Annotated in this window: 37 protein-coding genes; all 37 read right to left on the bottom strand. The window is 42.0% G+C overall.

The genetic code is table 11. The features are described 5' to 3' along the window. Nucleotides 1-108: 108 nt before the first annotated feature. Nucleotides 109-489 (bottom strand): 50S ribosomal protein L17, encoded by a 381-nt coding sequence (rplQ, locus tag HMPREF9243_RS02525; protein ID WP_013669270.1) that lies wholly within the window; start codon nucleotides 487-489, stop codon nucleotides 109-111. 27 nt (nucleotides 490-516) lie between these two features. Beyond that, the gene (locus HMPREF9243_RS02520) at nucleotides 517-1,461 is read right to left on the bottom strand and encodes a DNA-directed RNA polymerase subunit alpha (protein WP_013669820.1); all 945 of its coding nucleotides are present in this window, start codon (nucleotides 1,459-1,461) and stop codon (nucleotides 517-519) included. Between the two features lie 76 nt (nucleotides 1,462-1,537). Further along, nucleotides 1,538-1,933, bottom strand: coding sequence for a 30S ribosomal protein S11 (gene rpsK, locus HMPREF9243_RS02515; RefSeq protein WP_013669034.1), 396 nt, complete (start codon nucleotides 1,931-1,933; stop codon nucleotides 1,538-1,540). A 31-nt stretch (nucleotides 1,934-1,964) separates the two neighbouring features. Further along, nucleotides 1,965-2,330, bottom strand: coding sequence for a 30S ribosomal protein S13 (gene rpsM / locus HMPREF9243_RS02510; RefSeq protein WP_013668727.1), 366 nt, complete (start codon nucleotides 2,328-2,330; stop codon nucleotides 1,965-1,967). Between the two features lie 25 nt (nucleotides 2,331-2,355). After that, entirely contained in the window at nucleotides 2,356-2,469 is a 114-nt protein-coding gene (gene rpmJ / locus HMPREF9243_RS10210) for a 50S ribosomal protein L36 (protein WP_013669541.1), read from the bottom strand. Nucleotides 2,470-2,492: 23 nt separating this feature from the next. Continuing rightward, nucleotides 2,493-2,711 (bottom strand): translation initiation factor IF-1, encoded by a 219-nt coding sequence (gene infA / locus HMPREF9243_RS02505; RefSeq protein WP_013669764.1) that lies wholly within the window; start codon nucleotides 2,709-2,711, stop codon nucleotides 2,493-2,495. 99 nt (nucleotides 2,712-2,810) lie between these two features. Continuing rightward, the gene (locus tag HMPREF9243_RS02500; protein WP_013668526.1) at nucleotides 2,811-3,464 is read right to left on the bottom strand and encodes an adenylate kinase; all 654 of its coding nucleotides are present in this window, start codon (nucleotides 3,462-3,464) and stop codon (nucleotides 2,811-2,813) included. A 20-nt stretch (nucleotides 3,465-3,484) separates the two neighbouring features. Continuing rightward, the gene (gene secY / locus HMPREF9243_RS02495; RefSeq protein WP_013669519.1) at nucleotides 3,485-4,783 is read right to left on the bottom strand and encodes a preprotein translocase subunit SecY; all 1,299 of its coding nucleotides are present in this window, start codon (nucleotides 4,781-4,783) and stop codon (nucleotides 3,485-3,487) included. Then, nucleotides 4,783-5,223 carry a 50S ribosomal protein L15 gene (gene rplO / locus HMPREF9243_RS02490; RefSeq protein ID WP_013669395.1) on the bottom strand — a complete coding sequence of 147 codons (441 nt, stop codon included), beginning with the start codon at nucleotides 5,221-5,223 and terminating at the stop codon, nucleotides 4,783-4,785. The genes secY and rplO overlap by 1 nt, the downstream gene beginning before the upstream one ends. A gap of 23 nt (nucleotides 5,224-5,246) precedes the next feature. Further along, nucleotides 5,247-5,429 (bottom strand): 50S ribosomal protein L30, encoded by a 183-nt coding sequence (rpmD, locus tag HMPREF9243_RS02485; protein WP_013669956.1) that lies wholly within the window; start codon nucleotides 5,427-5,429, stop codon nucleotides 5,247-5,249. 11 nt (nucleotides 5,430-5,440) lie between these two features. After that, the gene (gene rpsE / locus HMPREF9243_RS02480; RefSeq protein WP_013668649.1) at nucleotides 5,441-5,947 is read right to left on the bottom strand and encodes a 30S ribosomal protein S5; all 507 of its coding nucleotides are present in this window, start codon (nucleotides 5,945-5,947) and stop codon (nucleotides 5,441-5,443) included. A 20-nt stretch (nucleotides 5,948-5,967) separates the two neighbouring features. Next, nucleotides 5,968-6,333, bottom strand: a complete 366-nt coding sequence (rplR, locus tag HMPREF9243_RS02475) for a 50S ribosomal protein L18 (RefSeq protein WP_013669422.1) — start codon at nucleotides 6,331-6,333, stop codon at nucleotides 5,968-5,970. 42 nt (nucleotides 6,334-6,375) lie between these two features. Then, on the bottom strand, nucleotides 6,376-6,915 hold the full coding sequence (gene rplF, locus HMPREF9243_RS02470) for a 50S ribosomal protein L6 (protein ID WP_013669247.1): 540 nt from the start codon (nucleotides 6,913-6,915) through the stop codon (nucleotides 6,376-6,378). A 34-nt stretch (nucleotides 6,916-6,949) separates the two neighbouring features. After that, nucleotides 6,950-7,348, bottom strand: coding sequence for a 30S ribosomal protein S8 (gene rpsH, locus HMPREF9243_RS02465; protein WP_013670008.1), 399 nt, complete (start codon nucleotides 7,346-7,348; stop codon nucleotides 6,950-6,952). A gap of 29 nt (nucleotides 7,349-7,377) precedes the next feature. Then, nucleotides 7,378-7,563: a type Z 30S ribosomal protein S14 gene (locus tag HMPREF9243_RS02460; protein ID WP_041705886.1), complete on the bottom strand. Its 186-nt coding sequence runs from the start codon at nucleotides 7,561-7,563 to the stop codon at nucleotides 7,378-7,380. 18 nt (nucleotides 7,564-7,581) lie between these two features. Beyond that, nucleotides 7,582-8,124, bottom strand: a complete 543-nt coding sequence (gene rplE, locus HMPREF9243_RS02455) for a 50S ribosomal protein L5 (protein ID WP_013669078.1) — start codon at nucleotides 8,122-8,124, stop codon at nucleotides 7,582-7,584. Between the two features lie 25 nt (nucleotides 8,125-8,149). Continuing rightward, nucleotides 8,150-8,458 (bottom strand): 50S ribosomal protein L24, encoded by a 309-nt coding sequence (rplX, locus tag HMPREF9243_RS02450; RefSeq protein ID WP_013669812.1) that lies wholly within the window; start codon nucleotides 8,456-8,458, stop codon nucleotides 8,150-8,152. A gap of 27 nt (nucleotides 8,459-8,485) precedes the next feature. Then, complete coding sequence (gene rplN / locus HMPREF9243_RS02445) at nucleotides 8,486-8,854, bottom strand: 50S ribosomal protein L14 (protein WP_013669368.1); 369 nt, start codon at nucleotides 8,852-8,854, stop codon at nucleotides 8,486-8,488. A 27-nt stretch (nucleotides 8,855-8,881) separates the two neighbouring features. Further along, complete coding sequence (gene rpsQ / locus HMPREF9243_RS02440) at nucleotides 8,882-9,148, bottom strand: 30S ribosomal protein S17 (protein WP_013668808.1); 267 nt, start codon at nucleotides 9,146-9,148, stop codon at nucleotides 8,882-8,884. A 32-nt stretch (nucleotides 9,149-9,180) separates the two neighbouring features. Further along, on the bottom strand, nucleotides 9,181-9,375 hold the full coding sequence (gene rpmC, locus HMPREF9243_RS02435; protein ID WP_013670083.1) for a 50S ribosomal protein L29: 195 nt from the start codon (nucleotides 9,373-9,375) through the stop codon (nucleotides 9,181-9,183). Continuing rightward, nucleotides 9,368-9,796 (bottom strand): 50S ribosomal protein L16, encoded by a 429-nt coding sequence (gene rplP / locus HMPREF9243_RS02430; protein ID WP_013669835.1) that lies wholly within the window; start codon nucleotides 9,794-9,796, stop codon nucleotides 9,368-9,370. The genes rpmC and rplP overlap by 8 nt, the downstream gene beginning before the upstream one ends. Before the next feature lie 2 nt (nucleotides 9,797-9,798). Continuing rightward, the gene (gene rpsC / locus HMPREF9243_RS02425; protein ID WP_013668835.1) at nucleotides 9,799-10,449 is read right to left on the bottom strand and encodes a 30S ribosomal protein S3; all 651 of its coding nucleotides are present in this window, start codon (nucleotides 10,447-10,449) and stop codon (nucleotides 9,799-9,801) included. Nucleotides 10,450-10,452: 3 nt separating this feature from the next. Beyond that, nucleotides 10,453-10,809, bottom strand: coding sequence for a 50S ribosomal protein L22 (rplV, locus tag HMPREF9243_RS02420; protein WP_013669907.1), 357 nt, complete (start codon nucleotides 10,807-10,809; stop codon nucleotides 10,453-10,455). Between the two features lie 22 nt (nucleotides 10,810-10,831). Beyond that, nucleotides 10,832-11,110, bottom strand: coding sequence for a 30S ribosomal protein S19 (rpsS, locus tag HMPREF9243_RS02415; RefSeq protein WP_013668682.1), 279 nt, complete (start codon nucleotides 11,108-11,110; stop codon nucleotides 10,832-10,834). 34 nt (nucleotides 11,111-11,144) lie between these two features. Continuing rightward, nucleotides 11,145-11,981, bottom strand: coding sequence for a 50S ribosomal protein L2 (gene rplB / locus HMPREF9243_RS02410; protein WP_013670129.1), 837 nt, complete (start codon nucleotides 11,979-11,981; stop codon nucleotides 11,145-11,147). Nucleotides 11,982-11,992: 11 nt separating this feature from the next. Then, nucleotides 11,993-12,295 carry a 50S ribosomal protein L23 gene (gene rplW / locus HMPREF9243_RS02405; RefSeq protein WP_013668926.1) on the bottom strand — a complete coding sequence of 101 codons (303 nt, stop codon included), beginning with the start codon at nucleotides 12,293-12,295 and terminating at the stop codon, nucleotides 11,993-11,995. Next, a complete protein-coding gene (rplD, locus tag HMPREF9243_RS02400; RefSeq protein WP_013668619.1) occupies nucleotides 12,295-12,918 on the bottom strand; it encodes a 50S ribosomal protein L4 in 624 nt (207 codons plus the stop codon). Before rplD ends, rplW begins: the two co-directional genes overlap by 1 nt. Nucleotides 12,919-12,940: 22 nt before the next feature. Further along, nucleotides 12,941-13,576: a 50S ribosomal protein L3 gene (gene rplC / locus HMPREF9243_RS02395; protein WP_013669423.1), complete on the bottom strand. Its 636-nt coding sequence runs from the start codon at nucleotides 13,574-13,576 to the stop codon at nucleotides 12,941-12,943. A 44-nt stretch (nucleotides 13,577-13,620) separates the two neighbouring features. After that, complete coding sequence (gene rpsJ / locus HMPREF9243_RS02390) at nucleotides 13,621-13,929, bottom strand: 30S ribosomal protein S10 (protein ID WP_013668846.1); 309 nt, start codon at nucleotides 13,927-13,929, stop codon at nucleotides 13,621-13,623. Nucleotides 13,930-14,361: 432 nt separating this feature from the next. Continuing rightward, nucleotides 14,362-15,777: a L,D-transpeptidase family protein gene (locus tag HMPREF9243_RS02385; RefSeq protein WP_013669581.1), complete on the bottom strand. Its 1,416-nt coding sequence runs from the start codon at nucleotides 15,775-15,777 to the stop codon at nucleotides 14,362-14,364. Between the two features lie 176 nt (nucleotides 15,778-15,953). Then, complete coding sequence (gene tuf / locus HMPREF9243_RS02380) at nucleotides 15,954-17,138, bottom strand: elongation factor Tu (RefSeq protein WP_013668816.1); 1,185 nt, start codon at nucleotides 17,136-17,138, stop codon at nucleotides 15,954-15,956. A 136-nt stretch (nucleotides 17,139-17,274) separates the two neighbouring features. Further along, nucleotides 17,275-19,368, bottom strand: coding sequence for an elongation factor G (gene fusA, locus HMPREF9243_RS02375; RefSeq protein ID WP_013669335.1), 2,094 nt, complete (start codon nucleotides 19,366-19,368; stop codon nucleotides 17,275-17,277). 102 nt (nucleotides 19,369-19,470) lie between these two features. After that, nucleotides 19,471-19,941 carry a 30S ribosomal protein S7 gene (gene rpsG, locus HMPREF9243_RS02370; RefSeq protein WP_013668505.1) on the bottom strand — a complete coding sequence of 157 codons (471 nt, stop codon included), beginning with the start codon at nucleotides 19,939-19,941 and terminating at the stop codon, nucleotides 19,471-19,473. Between the two features lie 26 nt (nucleotides 19,942-19,967). Continuing rightward, nucleotides 19,968-20,381: a 30S ribosomal protein S12 gene (gene rpsL / locus HMPREF9243_RS02365; RefSeq protein ID WP_013669654.1), complete on the bottom strand. Its 414-nt coding sequence runs from the start codon at nucleotides 20,379-20,381 to the stop codon at nucleotides 19,968-19,970. Between the two features lie 300 nt (nucleotides 20,382-20,681). Next, a complete protein-coding gene (locus HMPREF9243_RS02360) occupies nucleotides 20,682-22,373 on the bottom strand; it encodes a hypothetical protein (protein ID WP_013668730.1) in 1,692 nt (563 codons plus the stop codon). A gap of 200 nt (nucleotides 22,374-22,573) precedes the next feature. Continuing rightward, entirely contained in the window at nucleotides 22,574-24,076 is a 1,503-nt protein-coding gene (gene lysS, locus HMPREF9243_RS02355) for a lysine--tRNA ligase (RefSeq protein ID WP_013669882.1), read from the bottom strand. Nucleotides 24,077-24,165: 89 nt separating this feature from the next. Continuing rightward, on the bottom strand, nucleotides 24,166-25,215 hold the full coding sequence (gene dusB, locus HMPREF9243_RS02350) for a tRNA dihydrouridine synthase DusB (RefSeq protein ID WP_013668923.1): 1,050 nt from the start codon (nucleotides 25,213-25,215) through the stop codon (nucleotides 24,166-24,168). Between the last annotated feature and the right edge of the window lie 121 nt (nucleotides 25,216-25,336).

Raw genomic sequence — 25,336 nt, 5'->3', positions numbered from 1 at the left:
CTCAATAAAAAACAAACTTTTTCATCCCTAGACTTCTGCCTAGGGATGAAAGAGCTAGACTCGGAAAGAAAGACTTCTTCCTTTCCATCATCATAACACTCAAAAGTTTTATACTAATTCAATAATCGCCATTGGAGCGTTGTCGCCACGACGTGGTTCAGTTTTTAAAATACGGGTGTAACCACCTTGACGGTCAGCGTAACGTTCACCTAAGTCATTGAATAACTTTTGAAGAACGGTTTCAATAACGATTTTTTCATCTTCCACACGAACATCGCTCACTTCATTACGTAAGTAAGATGCTGCGCGACGACGAGAAGCCAGGTCGCCTTTTTTACCTAAGGTAATCATTTTTTCAGCAGTTTTACGAATTTCTTTAGCGCGAGTTTCAGTCGTGGTAATGCGTTCGTTGATTAATAAGTCAGTAGTTAAATCACGTAATAAGGCTTTACGTTGGGAGCTACTACGACCTAATTTACGGTAACTCATTCTTTCTATTCCTCCTTCTTAAAGATATTAGTCATCATCTTTTAAAGATAAGTCTAATGCGTCGAGTTTGCCTTTGACTTCGTCTAATGATTTACGTCCTAAGTTGCGGACCTTCATCATTTCTGCTTCAGTCTTTTGAGTCAATTCTTCAACGGTATTAATTCCTGCACGTTTCAAGCAGTTGTAGGAACGTACCGATAAGTCTAATTCCTCAATGGTCATTTCGAGCATTTTTTCTTTTTGTGTTTCTTCTTTCTCAACCATGATTTCAGCTTCTTGAGCTTCATCAGTTAGGCTAACAAAGATTGCAAGATGTTCCGTTAAGACTTTAGCCGCTAAGCTTAAAGCTTCCTTAGGGGCAATCGTTCCATCCGTCCAAATATCGAAAGTCAATTTATCGTACTCATTGACTTCACCAATCCGGGTATTTTCTACTTGGTAGTTTACTTTCTTGATTGGTGTATAGATTGAATCGACCGGAATGACACCAATTGGCATGTCGTCCGTTTTATTATTTTCTGCTCGAACGAAGCCACGTCCATTCTTAACATGCATCAGCATATGGATCTTGGCACCTTCAGCCAAAGAACAAATATGTAGATATGGATTCAAAACATCGAAGTCCGCGTCAGCAGTAATGTCAGCAGCGGTAACTTCTGCTGGTCCAGTAATATCAAGTTCAATGTCCTTTTCATCGACATCGTATAATTTAAGCGCAAGTTGCTTAATATTAAGAACAATTTGGGTAACGTCTTCACGTACTCCTGGAATAGTTGAAAATTCATGTAAAACATTTTCAATCTTTATCGATGTAACAGCTGTCCCTGGTAATGAGGATAAAAGTACACGACGAAGGGAATTACCTAAAGTCGTCCCATAACCTCTCTCTAGTGGTTCGACAGCGAATTTACCAAACTTATTATCTTCGCTGGTTTCAATGGTTTCGATATTTGGCTTTTCAATTTCGATCATCTAGTAGTTTACCCCTTTCAAAACGTGAAAACTTGCACCTTTAAGTAAGTCCAAATGCATCAATCGTTTTAAAATATTAAACACGACGACGTTTTGGAGGACGACAACCATTATGAGGAATAGGTGTTACATCACGAATTGCAGTAACTTCTAATCCTGCAGCTTGAAGTGCACGAATAGCAGATTCACGACCAGAGCCAGGACCTTTTACCGATACTTCTACGGTTTTCATCCCATGATCCATTGCTGTTTTAGCAGCTGTTTCTGAAGCTAATTGTGCAGCATATGGTGTTGATTTACGGGAACCTTTAAAGCCAAGAGCCCCTGCAGAAGACCAAGAAATCGCATTTCCTTGTTCATCAGTAATCATCACAATAGTATTGTTGAATGTTGAGTGAATATGTGCGACGCCTGACTCAACATGTTTCTTGACACGACGTTTACGTGATCCTTGACGTTTTGCTTTTGCCATCTGTATGCTAACCTCCTTTATTTTAAATTAATTATTTCTTCTTAGCGATTGCTAAGCCACGTTTTCCTTTACGGGTACGTGCATTGTTTTTAGTGTTTTGTCCACGAACTGGTAAGCCACGACGGTGACGCATACCACGGTATGAACCAATTTCTTGTAAACGTTTGATATCCATATTGATATCGCGGCGTAAGTCACCTTCAACTTTGATCTTGTCCACTTCTTTACGTAGGCGGTCAAGTTCATCGTTAGTGAGGTCACGAACACGAGTATCTTGGTCTACATCACAAGCTTCACAAATCTTTTCAGCTGTGGCTTTACCAATACCGAAAATGTAGGTTAATGAGATAACCACGCGTTTATCTCTAGGAATATCTACTCCTGCAATACGTGCCATTTATCTGGTCCCTCCTATCTATTAATTAACCTTGACGTTGTTTATGTTTAGGGTTCGCACAAATAACCATCACACGGCCACTACGGCGAATTACCTTGCATTTTTCACAAATAGGTTTTACTGATGCTCTAACTTTCACTCTTTTACCTCCTTATACCACCATTACTTGAATCGGTAGGTAATACGTCCTTTACTTAAGTCATAAGGAGACATTTCTACCTTTACACGGTCGCCAGGTAAAATACGGATATAATTCACACGCATTTTTCCTGAAATATGCGCTAAAACTTCAAAGCCGTTTTCGAGCTCGACTTTGAACATTGCATTTGGTAACGATTCAGTAACAGTACCTTCAACTTCAATCATATCTTCTTTAGCCACAATATATCCTCCCAGTCTATCCAAGTAATAGCTTCAAACAGTAGGTGTATCTTTCGACTAACTCGAATATTTTACCACAACAAAGAATAGTTATCAAGGCTAATCTTCGATAACTTCAGAAATGCGGTTAAAGACATTTTCAATGCCGATGTCGCCAGGAACCTTATAGAGCTTACCCTTCGCTTCATAGAAGTCAACGAGAGGCTTGGTTTGTTCGAGGTTCACCTGGATACGATTTTCGATAACTTCAGCCTTGTCATCCTCACGTTGGTAGAAGTCATGACTACCACAACGGTCACAGGTGTTTTCTTCTTTTGGTGGGTTAGAGTTAACATTGTAGGTTGCCCCACACGAACGACAAATGATTCTGCCGGTTAAACGTTGTTTTAACACCTCAAAATCAACATCAATGTAAATGACTGCATCAATGGGTTGATCGATACTTGCCGTAATCTCTTCTAAAGCTTCAGCCTGGTTAATGGTTCTTGGGAAACCATCTAACATATAACCCTCATCGTCTTTGACCTGAGCTAAGCGGTCCTTGACAATGCCGTTGGTTACTTCATCAGGGACTAAAGAACCAGAATCCATGTAGGACTTGGCTTTTTTCCCTAATTCGGTGCCGTCAGCCATCGCTTGGCGGAACATATCACCAGTAGAAATATGAGGAATTTTATAAGCTGCTTCAATGCGTTCAGCTTGGGTTCCCTTACCTGCACCAGGTAGACCCATTAAAATAATATTTCTTTTCATCTCTATGCACTCCCAATTTCCTATTCACGAATGAATCCAATATAACGATGTTTAATTAAACGTCCTTCAATTTGTTTATAGGTATCTAATGCGACTCCGACAACGATCAACAAGCTTGTCCCACTTAAAGCGACTCTTTGTGACATATCTAAGACATATGATATCACTAAAGGCGCGGTTGCAATGGCCATTAAGAACAGAGCACCAAAGAAACTTAAACGATTGAGAACCGTTGAAATAAACTGTTCAGTCGCTAAACCGGGACGAACACTAGGAATGTAGGCCCCTGATTTTTGGAAGTTCTCAGCCACACGTTCTGGATTAATCTGAATATGGGCATAAAAGAAGGTGAACAGAATAATCGTCACCGCATATAGGGTAATCCCTAAAGGATCTTGTAATGAAAAGATCCGTGAGACGAGTTTAAACCATTCAGCCTCTCCGTGAGAAGCTCTAAAGAAATTCAAGATCGTTTGCGGAACCATGATTAAGGAACTGGCAAAGATCACTGGGATAACACCAGCTGAATTGATTTTTAATGGTAAGTGGGCACGTTGGTTAGCACTATTGGCTCGTTTAGAATAGCGCACCGGGATCCGGCGTTCAGCCTGGTTGATAAAGACCACAAAGGTAATGATAAGGATCATTATCAGGATAAAGGCCAATGCCAATAAGCCGTTTTGAACCAAGGCGTTGCCTTCTGCTTTGAGAAGTTTAGAACTCACAAAAGCAACAATTTCTGTAGGGACGCGTGAAACGATCCCTGCAAAAATAATTAATGAAGTTCCGTTACCTACCCCATATTGCGTGATTTGCTCCCCAATCCAGGTAACAAACATGGATCCAGCTGTCATAATCAAGGCAATGAATAAGTAAGTTGTCGTACTTGGGTTTTGAATTAGACCGAATTGGGCTAATGAGTTAAACCCTAGAGACAAAGCTAATGATTGAAAGAAAGCGATCGCTACTGCAAAGTAACGCGTCCATTTATTTAACTTCCGACGCCCTACCTCCCCTTGCTTGGACCACTCAGTGAATGATGGAACAATTTCCATCTGCAAGAGCTGGATAACAATCGAAGCAGTAATGTAGGGTGAAACACCTAAGGAGAAGATGGAGTAACTTGCTAAGGCTCCACCACCAAAGGTATTTAACAAGCCGAATAGGCCCGAATTTGCTAAAGTTGATACCGCTCCAGCATTAACAAAGGGAACGGTAATATGTGAGCCGATTCTAAAGACAATCAACATCCATAGAGTAAAGAAGATTCGACCTCTAATATTTTTGTCCTTGAAGGCTTGTTTCAAGGTGCTAAACATTAGATCACCTCGCAAACTCCCCCAGCGGCTTCAATAGCTTCTTTTGCAGACGCTGAGAATTTAGCAGCTTTTACTGTTAACTTACGTTCTAAGTTACCTTGTCCTAAAATTTTAACGCCAGCTTTTTCCTTCTTGATTAAACCTGCTTCAGCTAATTCATTGGCTGAAACTTCTGAGCCGTCTTCAAAAACATTTAAGTCTTCAATATTAACAATCGCATATTCCTTACGGTTAATGTTGGTGAAACCACGTTTAGGGATACGACGGTAAAGTGGAGTTTGTCCACCTTCGAAGCCTAGACGAGTACGTCCACCGGAACGTGCTAATTGTCCTTTTTGACCACGGGTAGAGGTTTTACCCCAACCTGACCCTGATCCACGACCTACACGTTTGCGTGAATGACGAGATCCTTTTGCGGGTTGTAATTCATGTAATGCCATCTAGTCTGCACCTCCTTTAGAAATTATTTTACGTCTTCAACAGAGACTAGGTGGGCTACTTTATTAATCATACCATTAATTGCTTCATCGCGTGTCTTAACAACACTGTAGCCAACATGTTTTAAACCTAGTGCTTTAACTGTTCTAATTTGATCTTCTTTGCGACCAATTAAACTCTTCTTTAAAGTAATTTTTACTTCTGACATGGTTTGTCCCCCTAACCTAATAGTTCTTGTACGGATTTACCACGTAATTGAGCAACTTCTTTAGGGTCTTTTAATTCAGCAAGACCTTGGATAGTTGCTTGAACCATATTAATTGGTGTATTGGATCCGAGAGATTTTGAAGTAATATCAGCAATACCGGCTAATTCAACAACGGCACGGATTGGACCACCAGCGGCAACCCCAGAACCGACTTTAGCAGGTTTAAGCATAACACGACCACCATTGAATTTACCAATGACTTCATGTGGAATAGTTGTACCAGCAAGTGGAACCGCGATCATGTTTTTCTTACCATTTTCAATCGCTTTATTAATTGCTGCTGGCACTTCAGAAGCTTTACCAGTACCAAAACCAACGTGACCTTCACCGTCACCAACAACCACTAGGGCTGCAAAGCGCATACGGCGACCACCTTTAACAACTTTGGTTACTCGATTAATAGCAACAACGCGATCTTCAATCTTTTTGTCATCAATTTGAACGAAATCTTTTGCCATGTTTAGGTATCCTCCTTTGCTTAGAATTCTAATCCATTTTCACGAGCGGCTTCTGCTAAAGCTTTGACACGGCCGTGATATTGGTAACCCCCACGGTCAAAGACTACTGCAGTAACCCCAGCTTCTTTACCGCGTTCAGCAATGGCTTGGCCAACTGCTTGGGCATTTTCAGTTTTGCTTCCTTTGTTTAATTCTGAATTGGCATCAGAGGCACTTGCAAGCGTAACACCCGCTACGTCATCAATTAATTGAGCGTAGATGTGTTTATTTGAGCGGTAAACACTCAAGCGTGGGCACTCTGCTGTTCCAGAAAGATTACGACGAATACGTGCATGACGTTTTTGACGTAATGCATTTTTATCTGGTTTGCTAATCAATTTTGTCACCTCTTAATTCTTATTTTTATGAGATAAAGCACTGTAAGCTTATTACTTACCAGTTTTACCTTCTTTACGGATAATGTGTTCGCCAGCGTATTTAATCCCTTTGCCTTTATAAGGTTCAGGTTTACGAACTTGACGGATGTTAGCAGCTAATTCGCCAACTTTATCTTTGTCAACACCATTAATCTTGATTTCAGTATTGCTTGGCACTTCAAATTCAATACCTTCTGGTGCTTCAAATTCTACTGGATGGGATAATCCAACTTGTAAAACAAGTTTTTTACCTTGTAATTGCGCACGGTAACCAACCCCGGATAGTTCCAATTGTTTAGAGAAACCTTCGTGGGTTCCTACTACCATGTTATAGAATAATGAACGACTGGTTCCATGCATGGAACGAGCTTCTTTTGATTGGTTAACTGGTTCAAAAGTATATTCATTTTCTTCGTTTTGAGCGATTTTAATCAATGGATTGAATTCGCGTGTTAATTCACCTTTAGGGCCTTTAACAGTAACAGTAGAACCGTCAACAGATACGGTTACGTCACTTGGTACGGCAACTGGTTTATAACCAATACGACTCATCTAGGCTGCACCTCTTTCTATAATGATTTCTCTCTTACCATACGTAGGCAAGAATTTCGCCACCAATGTTCTTTTGGCGTGCTTCTTTGTCAGTAACAACACCTTCAGATGTTGAGACAATGGCAATCCCTAAACCGTTCAACACTTTAGGAATTTCATCACTTTTTGCGTAAACACGTAATCCTGGTTTAGAAATACGGCGTAAGTTTGTGATGATACGTTGGTTATCGGCACCGTATTTCATGAATACGCGGATAATCCCTTGTTTGTCGCCTTCTAAGACTTCATAGCCTTTGATATAGCCTTGTTCTTCTAAGATTTTAGCAATTGCTTCTTTCATTTTTGAAGCTGGAACTTCAACTGTTTCATGACGCACTAAGTTAGCGTTACGAATACGAGTTAGGAAGTCCGCAATTGGATCTGTCATGACCATCTAAGTACACCCTCCTTTATATTACTTGATTACCAACTAGCCTTCTTGACCCCTGGAAGTTGTCCTTTATGGGCAAGTTCACGAAGACAAATACGGCATAATTTAAACTTACGGTAAACAGAGTGGGGTCTGCCACAGCGTTCACAACGTGTGTAAGCCTGTGTTGAATACTTAGGTTTACGTTTATTCTTTTCGATCATTGCTTTTTTAGCCAAACCGTTCGCCTCCTTGTACTATTTTTGGAATGGCATTCCTAATTGTGCCAATAATTCTCTTGATTCTTCATCAGATTCTGCAGTAGTTACGATAACAACGTCTAAACCACGAACTTTATCAACTTCATCAAAGTCGATTTCTGGGAAGATTAATTGTTCACGAATACCTAAGGTGTAGTTACCACGTCCATCAAAGGAACGTTTGCTAATTCCGCGGAAGTCACGAACACGAGGAAGTGAAACATTAATTAACTTGTCTAAGAAGTCATACATACGTTCACCACGTAAGGTAACTTTGGTACCAATAGGCATACCTTCACGTAAGCGGAAACCAGCGATTGATTTCTTCGCTTTGGTGATAATTGGTTTTTGACCAGAGATCTTGGTTAATTCTTCAACTGCATTTTCAAGATTTTTTGAGTTGGAGACTGCGTCGCCGACACCCATATTTAAAACAATCTTGTCAACTTTTGGCACTTGCATTGGAGAAGTATAGTTAAACTTTTCAATTAAAGCGTTCTTTACTTCGTTATTGTATTTTTCTTTTAAATGATTAGCCATAATCTGTTAGTTCCTCCTTCCTTGATTAATCTAAGGCTTTGCCAGATTTTTTAGCCACACGAACACGCTTGCCGTCACGTTCTTCAATGGCAACGCGGGTCTTTTCTTTGGTTTCTGGATCAATTAATTGGACATTTGATACATGAATTGCAGCTTCTTCTTCGATGATGCCGCCTTGTGGATTTGCTTGGGATGGACGTTGGTGTTTCTTCACTAAGTTTGCGCCTTCAACGAGTACGCGGTCTTTCTTAGGGAAAGTTTTTAAAACTGTTCCTTGAACGCCTTTGTCTTTACCAGCAATAATTTCTACTTTATCACCTGTTTTAATACGCATCTTTTGGACACCTCTCTTTCAATATGATTAAAGTACTTCTGGAGCGAGTGAAATAATACGCATATAGTTGTTTTCACGTAATTCACGAGCTACTGGTCCAAAGATACGAGTTCCACGTGGTGTTTTGTCATCACGAATAATTACACAGGCATTTTCATCGAATTTGATGTATGAACCATCAGCACGACGTGTTCCACTCTTGGAGCGAACAATAACAGCTTTTACCACATCACCTTTTTTAACAACGCCACCGGGTGTAGCTTGTTTTACTGTACATACAATAACGTCACCGATGTTAGCTGTTTTACGACCTGAACCACCTAAAACGCTGACACATAGGACTTCACGTGCTCCTGAGTTATCAGCAACTTTCAAGCGACTTTCTGTTTGAATCATCTTCTAGTATCCTCCTTCCAGTTAGCGTTAAATAATAACTGATTTTTCAACAATTTCAACTAGACGGAAATATTTATCCTTAGATAGTGGACGGGTTTCCATAATTTTAACGGTGTCGCCTACTTTTGCTGAATTCTTTTCATCATGTACTTTATATTTCTTGGAATACGAAATACGTTTTTTGTATGTTGGATGGAATTTAAATGTGTCTACTTGGACAACGATCGTCTTATCCATTTTGTCGGAAACAACGCGTCCTTGTAGAACTTTACGGTGATTACGTTTTTCTGCCATTTCTTTAATATCCTCCTTTACTGATTAACGTTTTACGCGAGTTCTTGTTGACGCAATGCTGTTTTAATACGAGCAATTTGTTTACGAACTTGTTTAATACGCGCAGTATTTTCTAATTGACCGGTTGCCAATTGGAATCGTAAATTGAATAACTCTTGTTTGTATTCTTGTTCCTTTGCGTTTAATTCAGCCACGGAAAGATCTTTTAATTCAGAAAATTTATTCATTCGATTCACCACCTACATCACGTTTGACAATCTTACAACGAATTGGTAATTTGTGGGCGGCAAGACGTAGCGCTTCACGAGCAACTTCTTCAGGCACCCCTGCAATTTCAAATAAAATTTTTCCGCGTTTAACAGGAGCTACCCAGCCTTCTGGAGCACCTTTACCGGAACCCATACGAACACCAATGGCTTTGGCGGAGTATGGTTTGTGAGGGAAGATTTTAATCCATACTTTCCCTCCACGTTTCATATAACGTGTCATCGCGATACGGGCTGCTTCGATTTGGCGGTTGGTGATCCATTTAGAATCTAATGCTTGTAAGCCATATTCACCATAGGCGATTTCTTTACCGCCTTTAGCTTCTCCACGCATTTTTCCGCGGAACTCACGTCTATGTTTAACACGTTTAGGTACTAACACGATTATTCCTCCTCTTGATTATTAGTTGTTGGAAGAACTTCTCCACGGCAAATCCAAACTTTAACACCAATTTTACCATAGGTGGTGTCTGCTTCTACCCAGGCATAATCAATGTCAGCACGTAGGGTATGTAGTGGAACAGTTCCTTCATCTAATGCTTCGGTACGAGCCATATCAGCACCGTTTAAACGGCCAGATACTTGGACCTTGATACCTTGAGCGCCTGCTTTCATGGTGCGTTGAATGGCTTGTTTCATTGCACGACGGAAAGCGATACGGTTTTCTAATTGTTGAGCGATATTTTCGCCGACTAATTCTGCACTTAAGTCAGGTTGTTTAACTTCGATAACGTTGATATGTACGCGTTTACCGGTTAATTGGTTAAGGTCTTTACGGAGTTTTTCTACTTCACTACCGCCTTTACCGATAACCATACCTGGTTTAGCAGTATGCACATTGATGTTTACCTTGTTAGCTGCACGTTCAATTTCAACTTGTGAGATTGAAGCATCTTTTAGCGCGTCTTCAATATAATCACGGACAGCTAAGTCTTCATGTAACGTGTTGGCATAATCTTTTTCTTCAAACCAGCGTGCATCCCAGTCTTTAATGACCCCGATACGTAAACCGGTTGGATTAATTTTTTGACCCACTAATTACTCCTCCTCTGCTTCTTTTACCACAACGGTAATGTGGCTGGTGCGTTTATTGATACGTGAAGCTGCGCCTTTAGCACGTGGACGGAACCGTTTCATGGTTGGTCCTTCATTGACATAGGCTTCACTGACATATAATTTAGTTACATCTAAGTCTGAATTGTGTTCTGCGTTAGCAACAGCTGACATTAACACCTTTTCAATCACAGGACTAGCTGCACGAGGGGTGTTTTTTAGAATAGCGATTGCTTCGCCAACGCTCTTGTTGCGAATTAAGTCAATTACTAAGCGCGCTTTACGGGCTGGAATTCTAACTGTTTTCGCAGTAGCTTTTGCAGATAAAACTTGTTCTGCCATTATTTATTTTCCTCCTCTCGCATTAACGACGTGTTTTCTTGTCGTCTGCAGCATGACCATGGTAAGTACGGGTAGGAACAAATTCACCTAATTTGTGTCCAACCATGTCTTCTTGAATATAAACTGGAACATGTTTACGTCCATCGTGAACAGCAATCGTTAAACCAATGAAGTTAGGAAAGATTGTTGAACGACGGGACCATGTTTTGATTACTTGTTTTTTATCGTTGTCTTGTTGTTCTTGAACCTTTTTCATTAAGTGTTCGTCACAAAAAGGTCCTTTTTTAATACTACGGCTCATTTACTCTGGCTCCTTTCGTCAAGATCTAGTTAGTTTAACGTTTCTTGCTACGGTGACGTACAATTAATTTATTGCTACGTGCGTTCTTATCACGAGTCTTAATACCACGAGCTGGTTTGCCCCATGGGGTCATTTGAACCTTACGTCCGATTGGTGCACGACCTTCACCACCACCGTGTGGGTGATCGTTAGGGTTCATTACGGAACCACGAACAGTTGGGCGTTTACCTAACCAGCGACTACGTCCAGCTTTACCGCTGTTAATCAATTCATGTTGTTCATTACCAACAGAACCAACAGTAGCCCGGCATGTCCCTAAGATAAAACGTACTTCACCAGAGTTTAATTTTACGAGGACATATTTGTCTTCTTTACCTAAAACTTGAGCACTGGTACCAGCGGCACGAACTAATTGGCCACCCTTACCAGGTTTGGTTTCGATGTTGTGGATCACAGTACCAACTGGGATATTCTTAAGAGGTAAAGCGTTACCTACTTTGATATCAGCGTCAGCACCAGATTGGATCCGGGTACCTACTTGTAAGCCCTTAGGCGCGATGATGTAGGTTTTAACCCCGTCAGTATAATGGATTAATGCGATGTTAGCGGAACGGTTTGGATCGTATTCGATAGCCTTAACCACGCCTTCAACGTTGTCTTTGTTACGTTTGAAGTCGATTAAACGATAAGCTTGTTTGTGGCCACCACCATGGTGACGAACAGTGATACGACCTTGGTTATTACGTCCAGCTCTTCTGGATTGTTTAGCTAATAAGCTTTTTTCAGGTGTTTTCTTGGTGATTTCGGAAAAATCGGAACCTGACATATTACGACGTCCGTTAGTTGTCGCTTTATAAACTTTAATCGCCACGTTAATTCCTCCTATTCTTCAGAATCTTCATCAGTCGTTGGGAAGATTTCAATTGATTGACCTTCGGCAACTTCGACAATGGCTTTGCGACGTTTGCGGGTATAACCTGCATAACGTCCCATACGTTTTAACTTGCCACGTACATTAAGGATGTTTACTTTAACAACTTTTACTTGGAAAAGTTCTTCAACAGCTTGTCTCACTTGAGTTTTGTTAGCGTCAGTAGCTACTTCAAAAGTGTACTTGTTGTCATCCATAGCTACCATTGAAGCTTCAGTAATGATTGGGCGTAGAATAATATCTTGAGCACTCATTATGCAAGTACCTCCTCTACGTTAGAAAGAGCCGATTGAGTTATAAGCACTTTCGCATGGTTTTCTAAGTCATAAACGTTCACGTTATCTTCATCAACTACGGTAACGTTGCTTAAGTTACGTGCAGATAAGTGAGCGTTAGTGTTGTCTTTATCTACAACCACTAAGACTTTTTCGTTAACATTTAAGTTTTCGAGAATATTTTTGAATTCTTTGGTCTTTGGTGCATCTAAGCTAAGTGCGTCAACAACCACTAAGTTGTCTTGGCTCACCTTACGTGATAATGCAGAACGTAAAGCTAAGCGACGTACCTTACGAGGTAACTTGTAGCTGTATGAACGTGGGGTAGGACCGAATGCGCGTCCACCACCAACCCATTGAGGAGCTCGGATAGAACCTTGACGAGCACGACCGGTTCCTTTTTGACGCCATGGTTTACGTCCACCACCACTAACAGCGGAACGGTTTTTCACTGCGTGGGTTCCTTGGCGACGGGAAGCGCGTTGCATCAAAATAACATCAAAGATTGCGGTTTCGTTTGGTTCGATAGCGAAGATGTCGTCTTTTACTTCGATTTCGCCGTTTTGTGAACCATCTTGTTTATATAAGTTGATTTTAGCCATTATTTTCTTCCTCCTTCCTCAATTATTCAGCTGATTTAGCAGCTGTCTTGATTTCAACGAGTGATTTCTTGGCACCTGGAACATTACCTTTCACTAAGATAACATTCTTATCTGCCATCACTTTAACGATTTCTAAGTTTTGAATGGTTACAGTGTTGCCACCCATTTGTCCTGGTAAGTTTTTACCCTTGAAGACTTTGGAAGCATCTGAAGCCATACCCATTGATCCAGCAGCACGGTGGTAGTGAGAACCGTGAGACATAGGACCACGTTGTTGACCATGACGTTTGATCGCGCCTTGGAAACCTTTACCTTTAGAGGTTCCAGTGACATCAACGATGTCGCCTTCTTGGAAAATATCCACCTTTACTTCGCTACCTACTTCGTATTCTCCTAGCTCAACATCTTTGAATTCGCGAATGAAGCGCTTAGGAGTAGTTTCTGCTTTTGCTACATGACCTTGTTCAGGTTTATTGGCAAGAACTTCACGTTTGTCGTCGAAACCTAATTGAACAGCTTCGTAACCATCGTTTTCCAAAGTTTTCACTTGTAAAACAACATTAGCTTGAGCTTCGATAACAGTAACTGGTACTAATTCGCCAGATTCAGTGAAGAACTGAGTCATACCTACTTTTTTACCTAAGATTCCTTTAGTCATGATTACACCTCCATAAAATTATTTTTTAAAATTGGTTAACTAAATTAAAGTTTGATTTCGATGTCCACACCACTTGGTAAGTCGAGTTTCATTAAAGCGTCGACAGTTTTTGGTGTTGGGTTAACAATATCCACTAGGCGTTTGTGTGTACGCATTTCGAATTGTTCCCGTGAGTCTTTGTACTTGTGAGTTGCACGGATCACGGTGAAGATTGAGCGTTCAGTTGGTAGTGGGATTGGCCCTGCTACTTGTGCTCCTGTACGTTTAGCGGTATCTACAATTTTTTGTGCGGATTGATCTAACGCACGATGTTCATAAGCCTTTAAGCGGATACGAATTTTTTGTTTTGCCATTATATTTCCTCCTCGTCATAATTCTACGATTGACTAGCTCCATATGAAAGACCGGCTCCACCCTCTTGGCAAAGCTCCCGGGTGTGTCGCAACCTCATACTTCAAAGCTTGGGCTGTTTTGACTCCAGGGCATAGTAACCCCTGAAATTTACAGCACTCTTACAATTATACAGACATGTCGATGTGATATCAAGGGTTTTCGCTTACTTTTTTAAAAAAATCGCCAAAAACTATCTTATTCTCCCCTTGTCTCCAAGCCCTCTCCAAGTCGCTATACTAGGCATGAGCTAAATTGTCTAAGTGACACTGTATTTGTTCAACGGCTTCCACTTAGATAGACAAAAAGAAACCGAGACTTTCTATCTGCTAAGACTCGGTTTCTCTTCTATTATATATATGTTCATTTTCGATGCTATTAAATGCCTTGCTTCTTTAATGGAGGGATTCTTCATTAAAGATAACAACTGGCATGCCCACATAGGATTTAGCAAAGATGGTTGGCATGACATTAATTGAGGTATTGACACAACCGTAGGACCCTGCCATGTTGCGGTAGAGTTGCCCCCCAAAGGCTGGTTGCCACTTAGCGTCATGGATACCTTCCGCATGATAGTCAAAGGCCATCCAATAATCCACTGGTTGCTCGTAAGGAATCCCAGTGATTGGTGAATTAGCTCTTAAGATACTTGGTGACTCCATATTCCAAATTTCATTGGCACCCGGAATCGTTGGTGACTTGTCTTGGCCAGTAATCACATCGGTTTCCAGACTCAATTGTCCATTTTCATAGAGGAATAGTTTTTGGTTAGGGATATCTACTTCAATATAAGTATCCCCAAAGAAATTATCTACCTTATAGCCTTGACCGGCAATACTTGGTTCAAAACTCTTATCCTCACCGGCTAAGACCGCTTGGGCCACTTCTTCTACAGCCCGGTCACGGTCAATATACCAGCCATAAATTCCAGGGAAAATAGTCACTGTCCCTGACATGGTGGACTTAAATTCGTGTGGGTTTAATAAGCCAGACACTTTTTGGTTGAGCTCTTGTAAGTAAGCTGAAATCTTAGACCGGTCCACATCAATCGAAGAGTCCGCTTGAACAATCAGCCAACTTTGAATGGTGGCGGGATCAATCGGATAGTCTTTATCTTCGATATTAAGGGCTAGCTTCATAGAAGAAATCTTATTGAATTGCTCCATCTGCTTTTGTATTTCGGGGTCATCGGACTTCACTTGAGGCTCTAAGTAAGCATCCTCCAACTTCACCTGATCTTGCCCTTGGTCGATGGCTGATTGAATCAATTGGCCTAATTTTTCCTTTGAAACTTGGTTTCCATTGCCTTCTTTTTTGATGCTTAATCGGTTATTGGCCTGGTCCACTACCACTTGGGCATTAGTGGGAGCTTGGCGCTCAGCATTATTAATCGCTAAGTCATTAACCAAACTCTTAAGAGCAGCTTCATTATTCTTACTTTCTTCAACTGCTAAGACACCATGGTCTTGGTTAAACCAAGCTAAAGGCCAAGTCCAAGCATTTTGTTGGGCTAAGACCTGTTCTAAGGAAGAATTGATATTAAATTGAATCCCAAGATCTTGGGGTTTGACTTCCTTAATTACTTGATCGTTTTCCGTGACCTTAACCCCTAAGTTGGATAACTTGTCCTTGAGGCGACTTTCTGCCTCTTCCGAGCTTTGGTGGCTAATATCTGTTGCAGCCATCACCGTTTCTGGCAAGAAGTGTCCTTGATAATAGTAGCTCCCTCCTAAATAGACCAGTGCTAAGACACTGATCACCGTTACCAGAGCAATTAAAAAGCCCTTTTTTCCATTATGCTTACTAGCCATATCTTTTCCTCCCCGACAAGTTGCTTTTGTTTTTTCTAACAATTTGTCTTAATTTAGTAAATAACTATTAATAAAATACCGACAATTACCTGTTTTGTAAACCATTTAGTTCTAAAATTATTTTTAAAATAAAAAAAGAGCTCGGATGAGCTCTTTTTCTTGGCATGTTCTAAAAATTAAAGAATTTCAGAAACAACACCGGCACCAACAGTGTGGCCACCTTCACGGATTGAGAAGTTAGTACCTTCTTCAATAGCGATTGGGTGAATTAATTTAACTTCCATAGTAACGTTGTCACCAGGCATTACCATTGGTGTGTCTTCTGGTAAGATAACTTCACCGGTAATGTCAGTTGTACGGAAGTAGAATTGTGGACGGTAGTTGTTCATGAATGGGGTGTGACGTCCACCTTCTTCTTTAGTTAAAACATAAACTTCTGCTTTGAATTCGGTATGTGGAGTAATGGTACCTGGTTCAGCTAAAACTTGACCACGTTCGATGTTTTCACGGGTAATACCACGTAATAAGGCACCAACGTTGTCACCTGCTTCAGCGTAGTCAAGTGTTTTACGGAACATTTCAAGACCGGTAACAGTTGTTTTTTCAGGTTTGTCAGCTAAACCAACGATTTCAACTTCTTTACCAACTTCGATCTTACCACGTTCAACACGACCAGTAGCAACGGTACCACGACCGGTAATTGAGAATACGTCTTCAACTGGCATCATGAATGGTTTGTCAGTGTCACGTTCTGGAGTTGGGATGTATTCGTCAACAGCTTCCATTAAGTCTAAGATCGCTTGTTCAGCATCTGGGTCGCCTTCAAGAGCTTTTAATGCAGAACCTTTAATTACAGGAACGTCATCTCCTGGGAAACCATATTCACTTAATAAGTCACGAACTTCAAGTTCAACTAATTCAAGTAATTCTTCGTCGTCAACCATATCACATTTGTTTAAGAATACAACGAAGTAAGGAACCCCAACTTGACGAGCAAGTAAGATGTGTTCACGAGTTTGAGCCATAGGACCGTCAGTTGCGGCAACAACTAAGATCGCACCGTCCATTTGAGCAGCACCGGTGATCATGTTCTTAACGTAGTCCGCGTGGCCTGGGCAGTCAACGTGAGCGTAGTGACGGTTAGCTGTTTCGTATTCGATGTGAGAAGTGTTAATAGTAATCCCACGTTCTTGTTCTTCAGGTGCGTTATCGATCGCAGCGTAGTCTTTAGCTTCACCGAAACCATTTTTTGCTAAAACAGTAGCGATAGCTGCTGATAAAGTGGTTTTACCGTGGTCAACGTGACCTAAAGTACCGATATTTACGTGTGGTTTACTACGATCAAAATGTTCTTTTGCCATTGTATAATTTTCCTCCTAAAAGTTAACACTAAATTTCTATCTTATGTATATAGATTCAGTAGTTTAATTATATGAGATAGGCCTTGATAAAGTCAAGGACTCTACCTCATCTTTCCTTGATTTTTAAGCCTTTAGACTAATCTTCAGAACCTTTACCATATTTGGCAATGATTTCTTCACTGACAGATTTTGGAACAGGTTCATAGTGGTCAAAGGTCATGGTAAATGTCCCACGTCCTTGGGTTGCTGAACGTAAGGTTGTTGCATACCCAAACATTTCAGATAGTGGCACAAATGAGTGTAAGGTTAAAGCGTTACCGCGTGGTTCTTGTCCTTCGATACGGCCACGACGTGCGGAAACATGTCCCATAACATCGCCTAAGTAGTCTTCAGGAACAACAATATCAACCTTCATCACAGGCTCAAGGATTACTGCGCCAGCATCTTTAGCTGCATTACGTAATGCAAGAGAAGCGGCAACCTTGAAGGCTGCTTCACTGGAGTCGACATCGTGGTAAGAACCATCATAAAGTTTAGCCTTCACGTCAACTAATGGGAAGCCTGCGAGAACACCATTTTCCATAGCGTCTTTCAAACCAGCTTCAACTGAAGGGATGTATTCACGAGGAACAACCCCACCAACGATAGCGTCTTCAAATTCGAAACCGGCACCTTCTTCGTTAGGGGTAAATTCGATCCATACGTCCCCGTATTGCCCTTTACCACCAGATTGACGAACAAACTTACCTTGGGCTTGTGTTTGTTTGGTGAAGGTTTCACGGTAAGACACTTGAGGAGCACCAACAGTTGCTTCAACGTTGAATTCACGTTTCAAACGGTCAACGATAATGTCTAAGTGCAACTCACCCATACCGGCAATAATGGTTTGACCAGTTTCATGGTCGGTACTTGCACGGAAGGTTGGGTCTTCTTCAGCTAATTTACCCAAAGCAATTTGCATCTTGTCTTGGTCAGCCTTGGTGTTTGGTTCGATAGCCACTTCGATAACAGGTTCTGGGAATTCCATTCTTTCCAAAATAATTGGGTTCTTGGTATCACAGAGGGTGTCACCAGTAGTGGTGTTCTTCAAACCAACCGCAGCAGCGATGTCACCAGAGAAGACTTCTTCAACTTCTGAACGAGAGTTAGCGTGCATCAATAAGATACGTCCAACACGTTCACGAGTGTCAGAAGTAGCGTTAAGCACGTATGAACCAGCTTCAAGAGTCCCTGAGTAAACGCGGAAGAAGGTTAAACGACCAACATAAGGGTCTGTCATCACCTTGAAGGCTAAAGCTGAGAATGGTGAGTCATCGTTTGCACGAACTTCAAAGGTTTCATCTGGGTTGTTTGCGCGTTCTGCTTCAATTGGAGGAACATCGGTAGGTGCAGGTAAGTAGTCAATAACTGCATCCAACATTAATTGAACCCCTTTGTTTTTGAAGGCGGAGCCACATAGTACTGGGAAGAATTCCAAGTTCAAGGTTGCTTTACGGATAGCAGCTTTTAATTGTTCTTCAGTGATTTCTTCACCTTCTAGGTAAGCAATCATTAAGTCTTCGTCAGTATCTGCAACGGCTTCAACAAGGTCAGTACGCCATTTTTCAGCAAGTTCTTGATATTCTTCTGGAATATCTTCTTCATCAATCACTTGACCCATTTCGTCTTCATAAATTTCAGCTTTCATCTTAACTAAGTCAATGATTCCAGTGAAATTATCTTCAGCACCAATAGGTAATTGGATTGCGTGAGCATTTGCTCCTAAGCGGTCTTTAATGGTGTCAACAGCATATAAGAAGTCAGCACCGATCTTGTCCATCTTGTTAGCAAATACGATACGTGGAACATGGTAGGTATCAGCTTGACGCCAAACAGTTTCTGTTTGAGGTTCTACCCCGGATTGAGCGTCAAGAACGGTTACGGCACCATCAAGAACACGTAAGGAACGTTCAACTTCAACTGTGAAGTCCACGTGCCCTGGGGTGTCGATAATGTTTACTCGATAACCCTTCCATTGTGCAGTTGTTGCTGCAGAAGTAATCGTAATCCCACGTTCTTGTTCTTGTTCCATCCAGTCCATTTGGGAAGCCCCTTCGTGGGTTTCACCAATTTTGTGGATTTTACCGGTATAGTACAAGATACGTTCAGTCGTGGTTGTCTTACCGGCATCGATGTGGGCCATAATTCCGATGTTTCTTGTTTTTTCAAGAGGGAATTCTCTTTTAGCCATCTTTGAATAACTCTCCTTTACTTTAAAATAGAATAAAAACTTGTCCTCACTTATAATACCTGCCGTACTAGGAATTTTCCACTAATAAAGCAGGAAAATTTATTACCAGCGGAAGTGAGCGAAAGCTTTGTTGGCTTCAGCCATACGGTGGGTTTCTTCACGTTTTCTAACGGCAGCACCGGTGTTGTTAGCAGCGTCCATGATTTCACGCGCTAAACGAACATTCATGGTTCCTTCACCACGGTTACGAGCTGCTTGAACAAGCCAACGAAGAGCTAAAGTTTGACGGCGTTCTGGGCGAACTTCCATAGGCACTTGGTAGTTAGCACCCCCAACACGACGCGCTTTAACTTCTAAAACTGGAGAAATGTTTTCAAGCGCTTCTTGGTAAACTTCCATAGCGTCATTTCCAGTTTCTTCTTTAATAATATCAAAAGCATTGTATAAGATGGTTGCTGCTTTACCACGTTTACCGTCAACCATGATTTGGCTGATTAGGCGAGTAACCATTTTTGAATTGTAAATTGGGTCTGGCAATACATCACGTTTTGCAACATGTCCTTTACGAGGCATCCAATGCCCTCCTTTCTGATTTAATCTTAGTCTCTAGGTTTTTTGGTTCCGTATTTAGAACGACTTTGACGGCGGTTTTCAACACCAGCGGTATCTAAAGCGCCACGAACGATGTGGTAACGAACCCCTGGTAAGTCCTTAACACGACCACCACGAATAAGTACGACACTGTGTTCTTGAAGGTTGTGCCCAATTCCTGGAATATAAGCAGTCACTTCAACCATGTTGGATAAACGTACACGAGCGTATTTACGTAAGGCTGAGTTAGGTTTCTTAGGTGTCATCGTCCCTACACGGGTACATACTCCACGCTTCTGAGGAGAGTTGGTACGGGTAGGTTGTTTTTTCATTGAGTTATAACCTCTGTTCAAAGCAGGTGAGTTTGATTTTGCCTTGCTAGATTTACGAGGTTTACGTAATAATTGGTTAATAGTAGGCATTTACTATTATTCCTCCTTCCAATTCTTCTGTTTTCATTTTAAAGCCACACATCCTGGTGTGTCATCTACTACAAAAAAGAAATAATCGACACCTAGTGAATCGATTATTGGTGATTTATGTTGTGCCATGATGTATCAGTCAGCACGACTGTATTTTGTTTACAGGAATCTGTATACAAAAAGCACCTTTAATACTCTACCACCCTTTGATTTCAATGTCAACAAATTAATTTGAAATTCCCTCTTTTGCGTCAAAAAGTAAAAAGGAAAGTCAACTTAGGGACTTTCCTTTCATTATAGTTAATCAAGGGCTTCCAGTTTTTCCACCTGGCCATCTTTTCTAACTTGAAGTTTAACCGCCGTATCGGGCACCAGGAAGGGAAGCTCTTCATTAAGTTGGATGGGGACTTGGTAGATACTGCCATCGATCTTCAAGTAATAGACCGAATTGCCCTCTTTGACTACGGCAGCGATCTGGTCTAATTGCCCTTCAACGGTTTTAAGGTCTTCCATTTGACTAACTTCTTCAAAATGGGCCCCACTAGCCTTGGCATACTCTTCAATCAAAGCAGGCACTGACTGAGCGATGATCACATTTTGATAGTTATTGACGTCAATTAAGGCATACTGCTTAATCAACCCAGCCTGGTCCTTTAGAGACAAGATATACATGGGATTGCCCTTTAAATTGATTAAGAGTGGGAAAGTCGCTTGGTAGCCTTTTTCTTGGACAGAGCCTTCCGAGGATTTCATGGCTGATATTTCTTCCGCCGCGGTCAAGGGATAGAAACTGGTTTCCTTGGTCCGCATATTAACCAAGACAAAGCCGATATTTGAGGCATCTTGGGCTACCGAAGTGACCCCAGTATAAAGGAAGATGTCATCGTTCATGGGCAGGTAATTATAGCCTGCTGTGGGCTTGGTCACTCCCGTCTTGGCAAATAAGGCATTCCAAAAGCCGCCCCGGTATTTCCCGTTCATCTGCAGTTGGTGGAGGATAATGTCGGAAGAATAGACCCGGTCGATCCAGCCAGGCACTTGGTCCAATTGATAGTGCTGGGTCTCCCCACTTACCGCATCCAATAAGACCACTCCTGTAGGTTCAGGCTCCTTGACTATAAAATGCTTACCATAAGTGGTCGCCACATAGTAGGGGTGGCCCTGGTCATCGACTTCAAAGGATGGCTGGTTAAAAATGGCAAAGGGATAGCGTAGGCGCAAAACCCGTTTAGCATTGCGGAAGAAGAGATCATCATTGGTGTACTTCATGGTGTTTTCTAAGTCCACTAGTTTAGTGTCTCCTGAGACCATATCGACTTGGATATAGTTAGGAATCCCCTGTCTAAAATTATTCAACCACTTGAAAAACCCAGCATATTCCAAGGGGGAGACCCGGTAGGGATGGCCTTGAATATTAATCTGCGTATAGTCAGGGGCCGCCTCAAACTGAGAAACCAATTCAGAAAGTTCGCCAAGGCGTCGGTTCCCTAATAAGGCCGCCGTATCGCGGTCAATCAAGGGAATCTGACTCACATCGGTTTCTGGGAAATCTTTTTTGAAATCTTTCTTATCCAGTTCGATCATATGAGCATAGCGGTCAGCCATGAATAAGGGACTATAAATCATCTGGATAGCCAGATAGGCAAGGAGTACCATTCCTACTCCAGCAAAAAGAATCCGATATTTACGCTTAGGCCGGTCTTTTTGACTAAAGGCGGACCGCAACCGCTGGCCAAGATTAGCTTGCCGAGCCTTCTGGCGGTGAGTTCGTTTTAGCTCACTATCATAGATCGCTTCAGCAATAAAGAAGAGTAAGGCCCCCAGGCCAAGAAAGGCCCAAAAAGCCATGGAGGCATAGTTCAAAGGCGGTAAATAAAAATAATAGTAGCCTAATAAGATTAATAAGGCCCCAGCATGTAAGCCCAAGCGCAATCTTTTCAGCTGACTGTTTTTCTTTTGGTCTTCTTTTTCTGAATGGGTGACGTCTTTCATAAGCTTTCCTCCTCAAGTGACTTGTCTGCAGGCGTCAGTTCATCGTTATTTCAATTAGATTTGTTGAGCATAGCTTTTGTTTTTCACTAATCACTTGCCTTAATGATATCAATAAAAAAAGCTGCTTCATCTTCCCATAGGTGAAAATCAAGCAGCCGTTAGCTACGACGGACCTAGTCGATAACTAGACCGTCCTTCCATTATTTATTACGCATGGTTGGGAAGAGTAGGATGTCGCGGATAGAGTCGGAGTTGGTGAAGATCATTACCAAACGGTCAATCCCGATACCTAAACCGCCCGTTGGTGGCATCCCAGTTTCCAGAGCTTCCACGAAGTCTTCGTCCATATGTTGGGCTTCATCGTCACCCAATTCTCTTTCCTTGACTTGGGCTTCAAAGCGTTGCCGTTGGTCGATAGGGTCAGTCAATTCAGTAAAGGCGTTCCCTGCTTCCGCTCCGGCAATAAAGGCCTCAAAGCGGTCGGTGAAGCGGCTATCTTCTTCATTAGCCCGTGCCAATGGTGAGATTGACTTCGGATGACCATACACAAAGGTTGGTTGAATAAGGGTTTCTTCCACAAAAGTTTCAAAGAATTCGTTAACCACCTTACCAAAGTCATCCGTACCTTTGACTTCAACATGGTGGTCTTTGGCTAGTTGACGCGCTTCTTCATCGGTCATTTCTTGCCAGAAGTCGACACCGGTAGCCTCTTTAATAGCGTCAACCATGTGGACCCGGCGCCATTGACCAGAAAAGTCTAATTGGTGGTCTCCATAAGGAATGGTGGTTGATCCCACCACTTGGCTCGCAATATGGTGGTATAATTCTTCGACTAAGTCCATCACGTCCCACATATCGCTATAAGCAGTATAGAGTTCTAACAAGGTGAACTCAGGATTGTGGGTGTGGTCAATCCCTTCATTTCTGAAGACCCGACCAATTTCATAAACTTTTTCCATTCCTCCGACGATTAAGCGTTTGAGGTGGAGTTCCAAAGCAATACGTAGGTATAAATCAATGTCTAAAGCATTATGGTGAGTAACGAAAGGACGGGCATTGGCTCCCCCAGGAATGTTATGTAAAACTGGGGTTTCCACTTCTAAGTAGCCACGTTGATCGAGGAAACGACGGATTTCACTGATGATCTTTGACCGGGTAACAAAGCGGTCATAGCTCTCCCGGTTAGTAATCAAGTCCAAATGGCGTTGACGGTAGATTTGTTCCTTATCTTGTAAGCCATGGTACTTGTCAGGAAGTGGGCGCAGCGCCTTGGTTAGATGTTTTAATTCTTCTGCCTTAACCGATAATTCACCGGTATTGGTCCGCATCACATAACCTGAAACAGCGATAATATCACCGAGGTCAGCCTTCTTCCAGATATCCACATAATCCTTGTCGCCAATTTCGTCTTTACGAACATAAATTTGAATTTGACCAGAGCCATCCTGGATATGACCAAAACCGGCCCGGCCCTTCCCTCTTTTTGTCATGAGGCGGCCAGCAATATTAACAAAGACTGCCTTATCAGCCAGTTCATCCTTGTCAAAAGCTTCATACTGGTCATGGATTTCTTGAGCGAGGGCATCGCGCTTAAAGCCTTTCGCAAATGGTTGGTAGCCATTTTCTATTAATTCATCTACTTTTTCGCGACGGACTTGCATTTGGTCATTCATCGCTTCATGCTGTTGGTTTTCCTTTGCCATTATCGACACTCCCATACTATTTTAATTCATTCTATTTAAAAACAGCCCTTCAGGCATGCTTTTTGGTCTTCCCTCTTATTCTATACTATTTAATGGTTTTTAGCAGCTTCTCTTTGTGCTAAACGTTCTTCCCGTGATAAGCGTTGGCGTTTAGGCGCTTTTTCACGCTCTTTAGTCGCCTTAGCGAAATCGTTTAATAGATCGACGACTTCTTGGTAGGAATCAGCCTGGGTGCAGGCCACCTTGACCTTAGCCGAACGAGGGATTCCTTTGAGATAATAAGCCACCATGGAACGAAATTCCCGGACCCCAACACTTTCCCCTTTTAAGTCAACCAGTCGGGTCAAGTGGTCCTTGCAGGCTTCAATCCGTTCTAGACCTGTTTTTTCAGGTAAGAGTTCGCCGGTCTCCACGTAATGAACCATACGGTGGATTACCCAGGGGTTACCTAGGCAACCCCGTCCCACCATGACACCATCAACCCCATAATTGTCGAGGGCGTACTTGGCTTCTTCGGGAGTTCGGATGTCCCCATTACCGTAAAAAGGCACAGAGAGCTTTTGACTGACTTGCTTGATAATATTCCAGTTAGCCTTACCGGTATACATTTGCTCCCGGGTTCTGCCGTGCATAGCAATCATCTTCGCGCCAGCTTCTTGAGCAGCCAGAGCATTTTCCACGGCTAGGATATGGTCATCGTCCCAACCTGTCCGCATTTTCACTGTGACTGGGATGGAGACTGCATCGGCAACCATCTTTACCCGATTATAGACTTCATTAGGATCTAAGAGCGCCTTAGATCCAGCATCGGTCTTCACCACTTTATTGACCGGGCAGCCCATGTTGATATCAATGATGGCAGCCTTGGTATTGGCTTCAATAAATTGGGCTGCTTCCGCTAAGGAGTCGGCTTGACCGCCAAAGATCTGCACGGAAAGCGGCCACTCTTCATCCTCAATATGTAGCATGGATAGGGTCTTTTTATTTCTAAAATGAATTCCTTGGTCAGAAATCATTTCACAAACAACCAGTCCCGCTCCCTGGGCCTTGACAATGGTTCGAAAGGCGGCGTTAGAGACACCAGCCATCGGAGCGACCGCAATGGGGTTAGTGATTTCAATATTGCCGATTTTGATCATAGTACTCCCTTTCTAATTATAGACACACCAAATGATTCTATCAGAAAAAACGGCAGAAGAAAAGAGCAGAGACAAAAGCCCCAGCCCTTTTTCTAAATGCAAAACCTGTTCCAAGCATCAG

Origin of the sequence: Aerococcus sp. Group 1, assembly GCF_000193205.1 — a bacterium.
Lineage (GTDB): Bacteria > Bacillota > Bacilli > Lactobacillales > Aerococcaceae > Aerococcus > Aerococcus urinae_A.
This window is presented reverse-complemented; position numbering and strand designations above follow the sequence as displayed.

Coding starts and splice junctions, on each gene's coding strand:
- rplQ (WP_013669270.1), bottom strand. CDS start 489: ATGAGTTACCGTAAATTAGGTCGTAGTAGCTCCCAACGTAAAGCCTTA.
- HMPREF9243_RS02520 (WP_013669820.1), bottom strand. CDS start 1,461: ATGATCGAAATTGAAAAGCCAAATATCGAAACCATTGAAACCAGCGAA.
- rpsK (WP_013669034.1), bottom strand. CDS start 1,933: ATGGCAAAAGCAAAACGTCAAGGATCACGTAAACGTCGTGTCAAGAAA.
- rpsM (WP_013668727.1), bottom strand. CDS start 2,330: ATGGCACGTATTGCAGGAGTAGATATTCCTAGAGATAAACGCGTGGTT.
- HMPREF9243_RS02500 (WP_013668526.1), bottom strand. CDS start 3,464: ATGAAAAGAAATATTATTTTAATGGGTCTACCTGGTGCAGGTAAGGGA.
- secY (WP_013669519.1), bottom strand. CDS start 4,783: ATGTTTAGCACCTTGAAACAAGCCTTCAAGGACAAAAATATTAGAGGT.
- rplO (WP_013669395.1), bottom strand. CDS start 5,223: ATGGCATTACATGAATTACAACCCGCAAAAGGATCTCGTCATTCACGC.
- rpmD (WP_013669956.1), bottom strand. CDS start 5,429: ATGTCAGAAGTAAAAATTACTTTAAAGAAGAGTTTAATTGGTCGCAAA.
- rpsE (WP_013668649.1), bottom strand. CDS start 5,947: ATGGCAAAAGATTTCGTTCAAATTGATGACAAAAAGATTGAAGATCGC.
- rplF (WP_013669247.1), bottom strand. CDS start 6,915: ATGAGTCGTATTGGTTATAAACCAGTTGCCGTACCAAGTGACGTAACC.
- rpsH (WP_013670008.1), bottom strand. CDS start 7,348: ATGGTCATGACAGATCCAATTGCGGACTTCCTAACTCGTATTCGTAAC.
- rplE (WP_013669078.1), bottom strand. CDS start 8,124: ATGGCTAATCATTTAAAAGAAAAATACAATAACGAAGTAAAGAACGCT.
- rplX (WP_013669812.1), bottom strand. CDS start 8,458: ATGCGTATTAAAACAGGTGATAAAGTAGAAATTATTGCTGGTAAAGAC.
- rplN (WP_013669368.1), bottom strand. CDS start 8,854: ATGATTCAAACAGAAAGTCGCTTGAAAGTTGCTGATAACTCAGGAGCA.
- rpsQ (WP_013668808.1), bottom strand. CDS start 9,148: ATGGCAGAAAAACGTAATCACCGTAAAGTTCTACAAGGACGCGTTGTT.
- rpmC (WP_013670083.1), bottom strand. CDS start 9,375: ATGAATAAATTTTCTGAATTAAAAGATCTTTCCGTGGCTGAATTAAAC.
- rplV (WP_013669907.1), bottom strand. CDS start 10,809: ATGGCAGAACAAGTTTTATCTGCAAAAGCTACTGCGAAAACAGTTAGA.
- rpsS (WP_013668682.1), bottom strand. CDS start 11,110: ATGAGCCGTAGTATTAAAAAAGGACCTTTTTGTGACGAACACTTAATG.
- rplW (WP_013668926.1), bottom strand. CDS start 12,295: ATGAGTGCTCAAGATATTATTCTACGCCCAATCATTACTGAAGCTTCA.
- rplD (WP_013668619.1), bottom strand. CDS start 12,918: ATGGCTAAAATCAACTTATATAAACAAGATGGTTCACAAAACGGCGAA.
- rplC (WP_013669423.1), bottom strand. CDS start 13,576: ATGACTAAAGGAATCTTAGGTAAAAAAGTAGGTATGACTCAGTTCTTC.
- rpsJ (WP_013668846.1), bottom strand. CDS start 13,929: ATGGCAAAACAAAAAATTCGTATCCGCTTAAAGGCTTATGAACATCGT.
- HMPREF9243_RS02385 (WP_013669581.1), bottom strand. CDS start 15,777: ATGGCTAGTAAGCATAATGGAAAAAAGGGCTTTTTAATTGCTCTGGTA.
- tuf (WP_013668816.1), bottom strand. CDS start 17,138: ATGGCAAAAGAACATTTTGATCGTAGTAAACCACACGTAAATATCGGT.
- fusA (WP_013669335.1), bottom strand. CDS start 19,368: ATGGCTAAAAGAGAATTCCCTCTTGAAAAAACAAGAAACATCGGAATT.
- rpsG (WP_013668505.1), bottom strand. CDS start 19,941: ATGCCTCGTAAAGGACATGTTGCAAAACGTGATGTATTGCCAGACCCA.
- rpsL (WP_013669654.1), bottom strand. CDS start 20,381: ATGCCTACTATTAACCAATTATTACGTAAACCTCGTAAATCTAGCAAG.
- HMPREF9243_RS02360 (WP_013668730.1), bottom strand. CDS start 22,373: ATGAAAGACGTCACCCATTCAGAAAAAGAAGACCAAAAGAAAAACAGT.
- lysS (WP_013669882.1), bottom strand. CDS start 24,076: ATGGCAAAGGAAAACCAACAGCATGAAGCGATGAATGACCAAATGCAA.
- dusB (WP_013668923.1), bottom strand. CDS start 25,215: ATGATCAAAATCGGCAATATTGAAATCACTAACCCCATTGCGGTCGCT.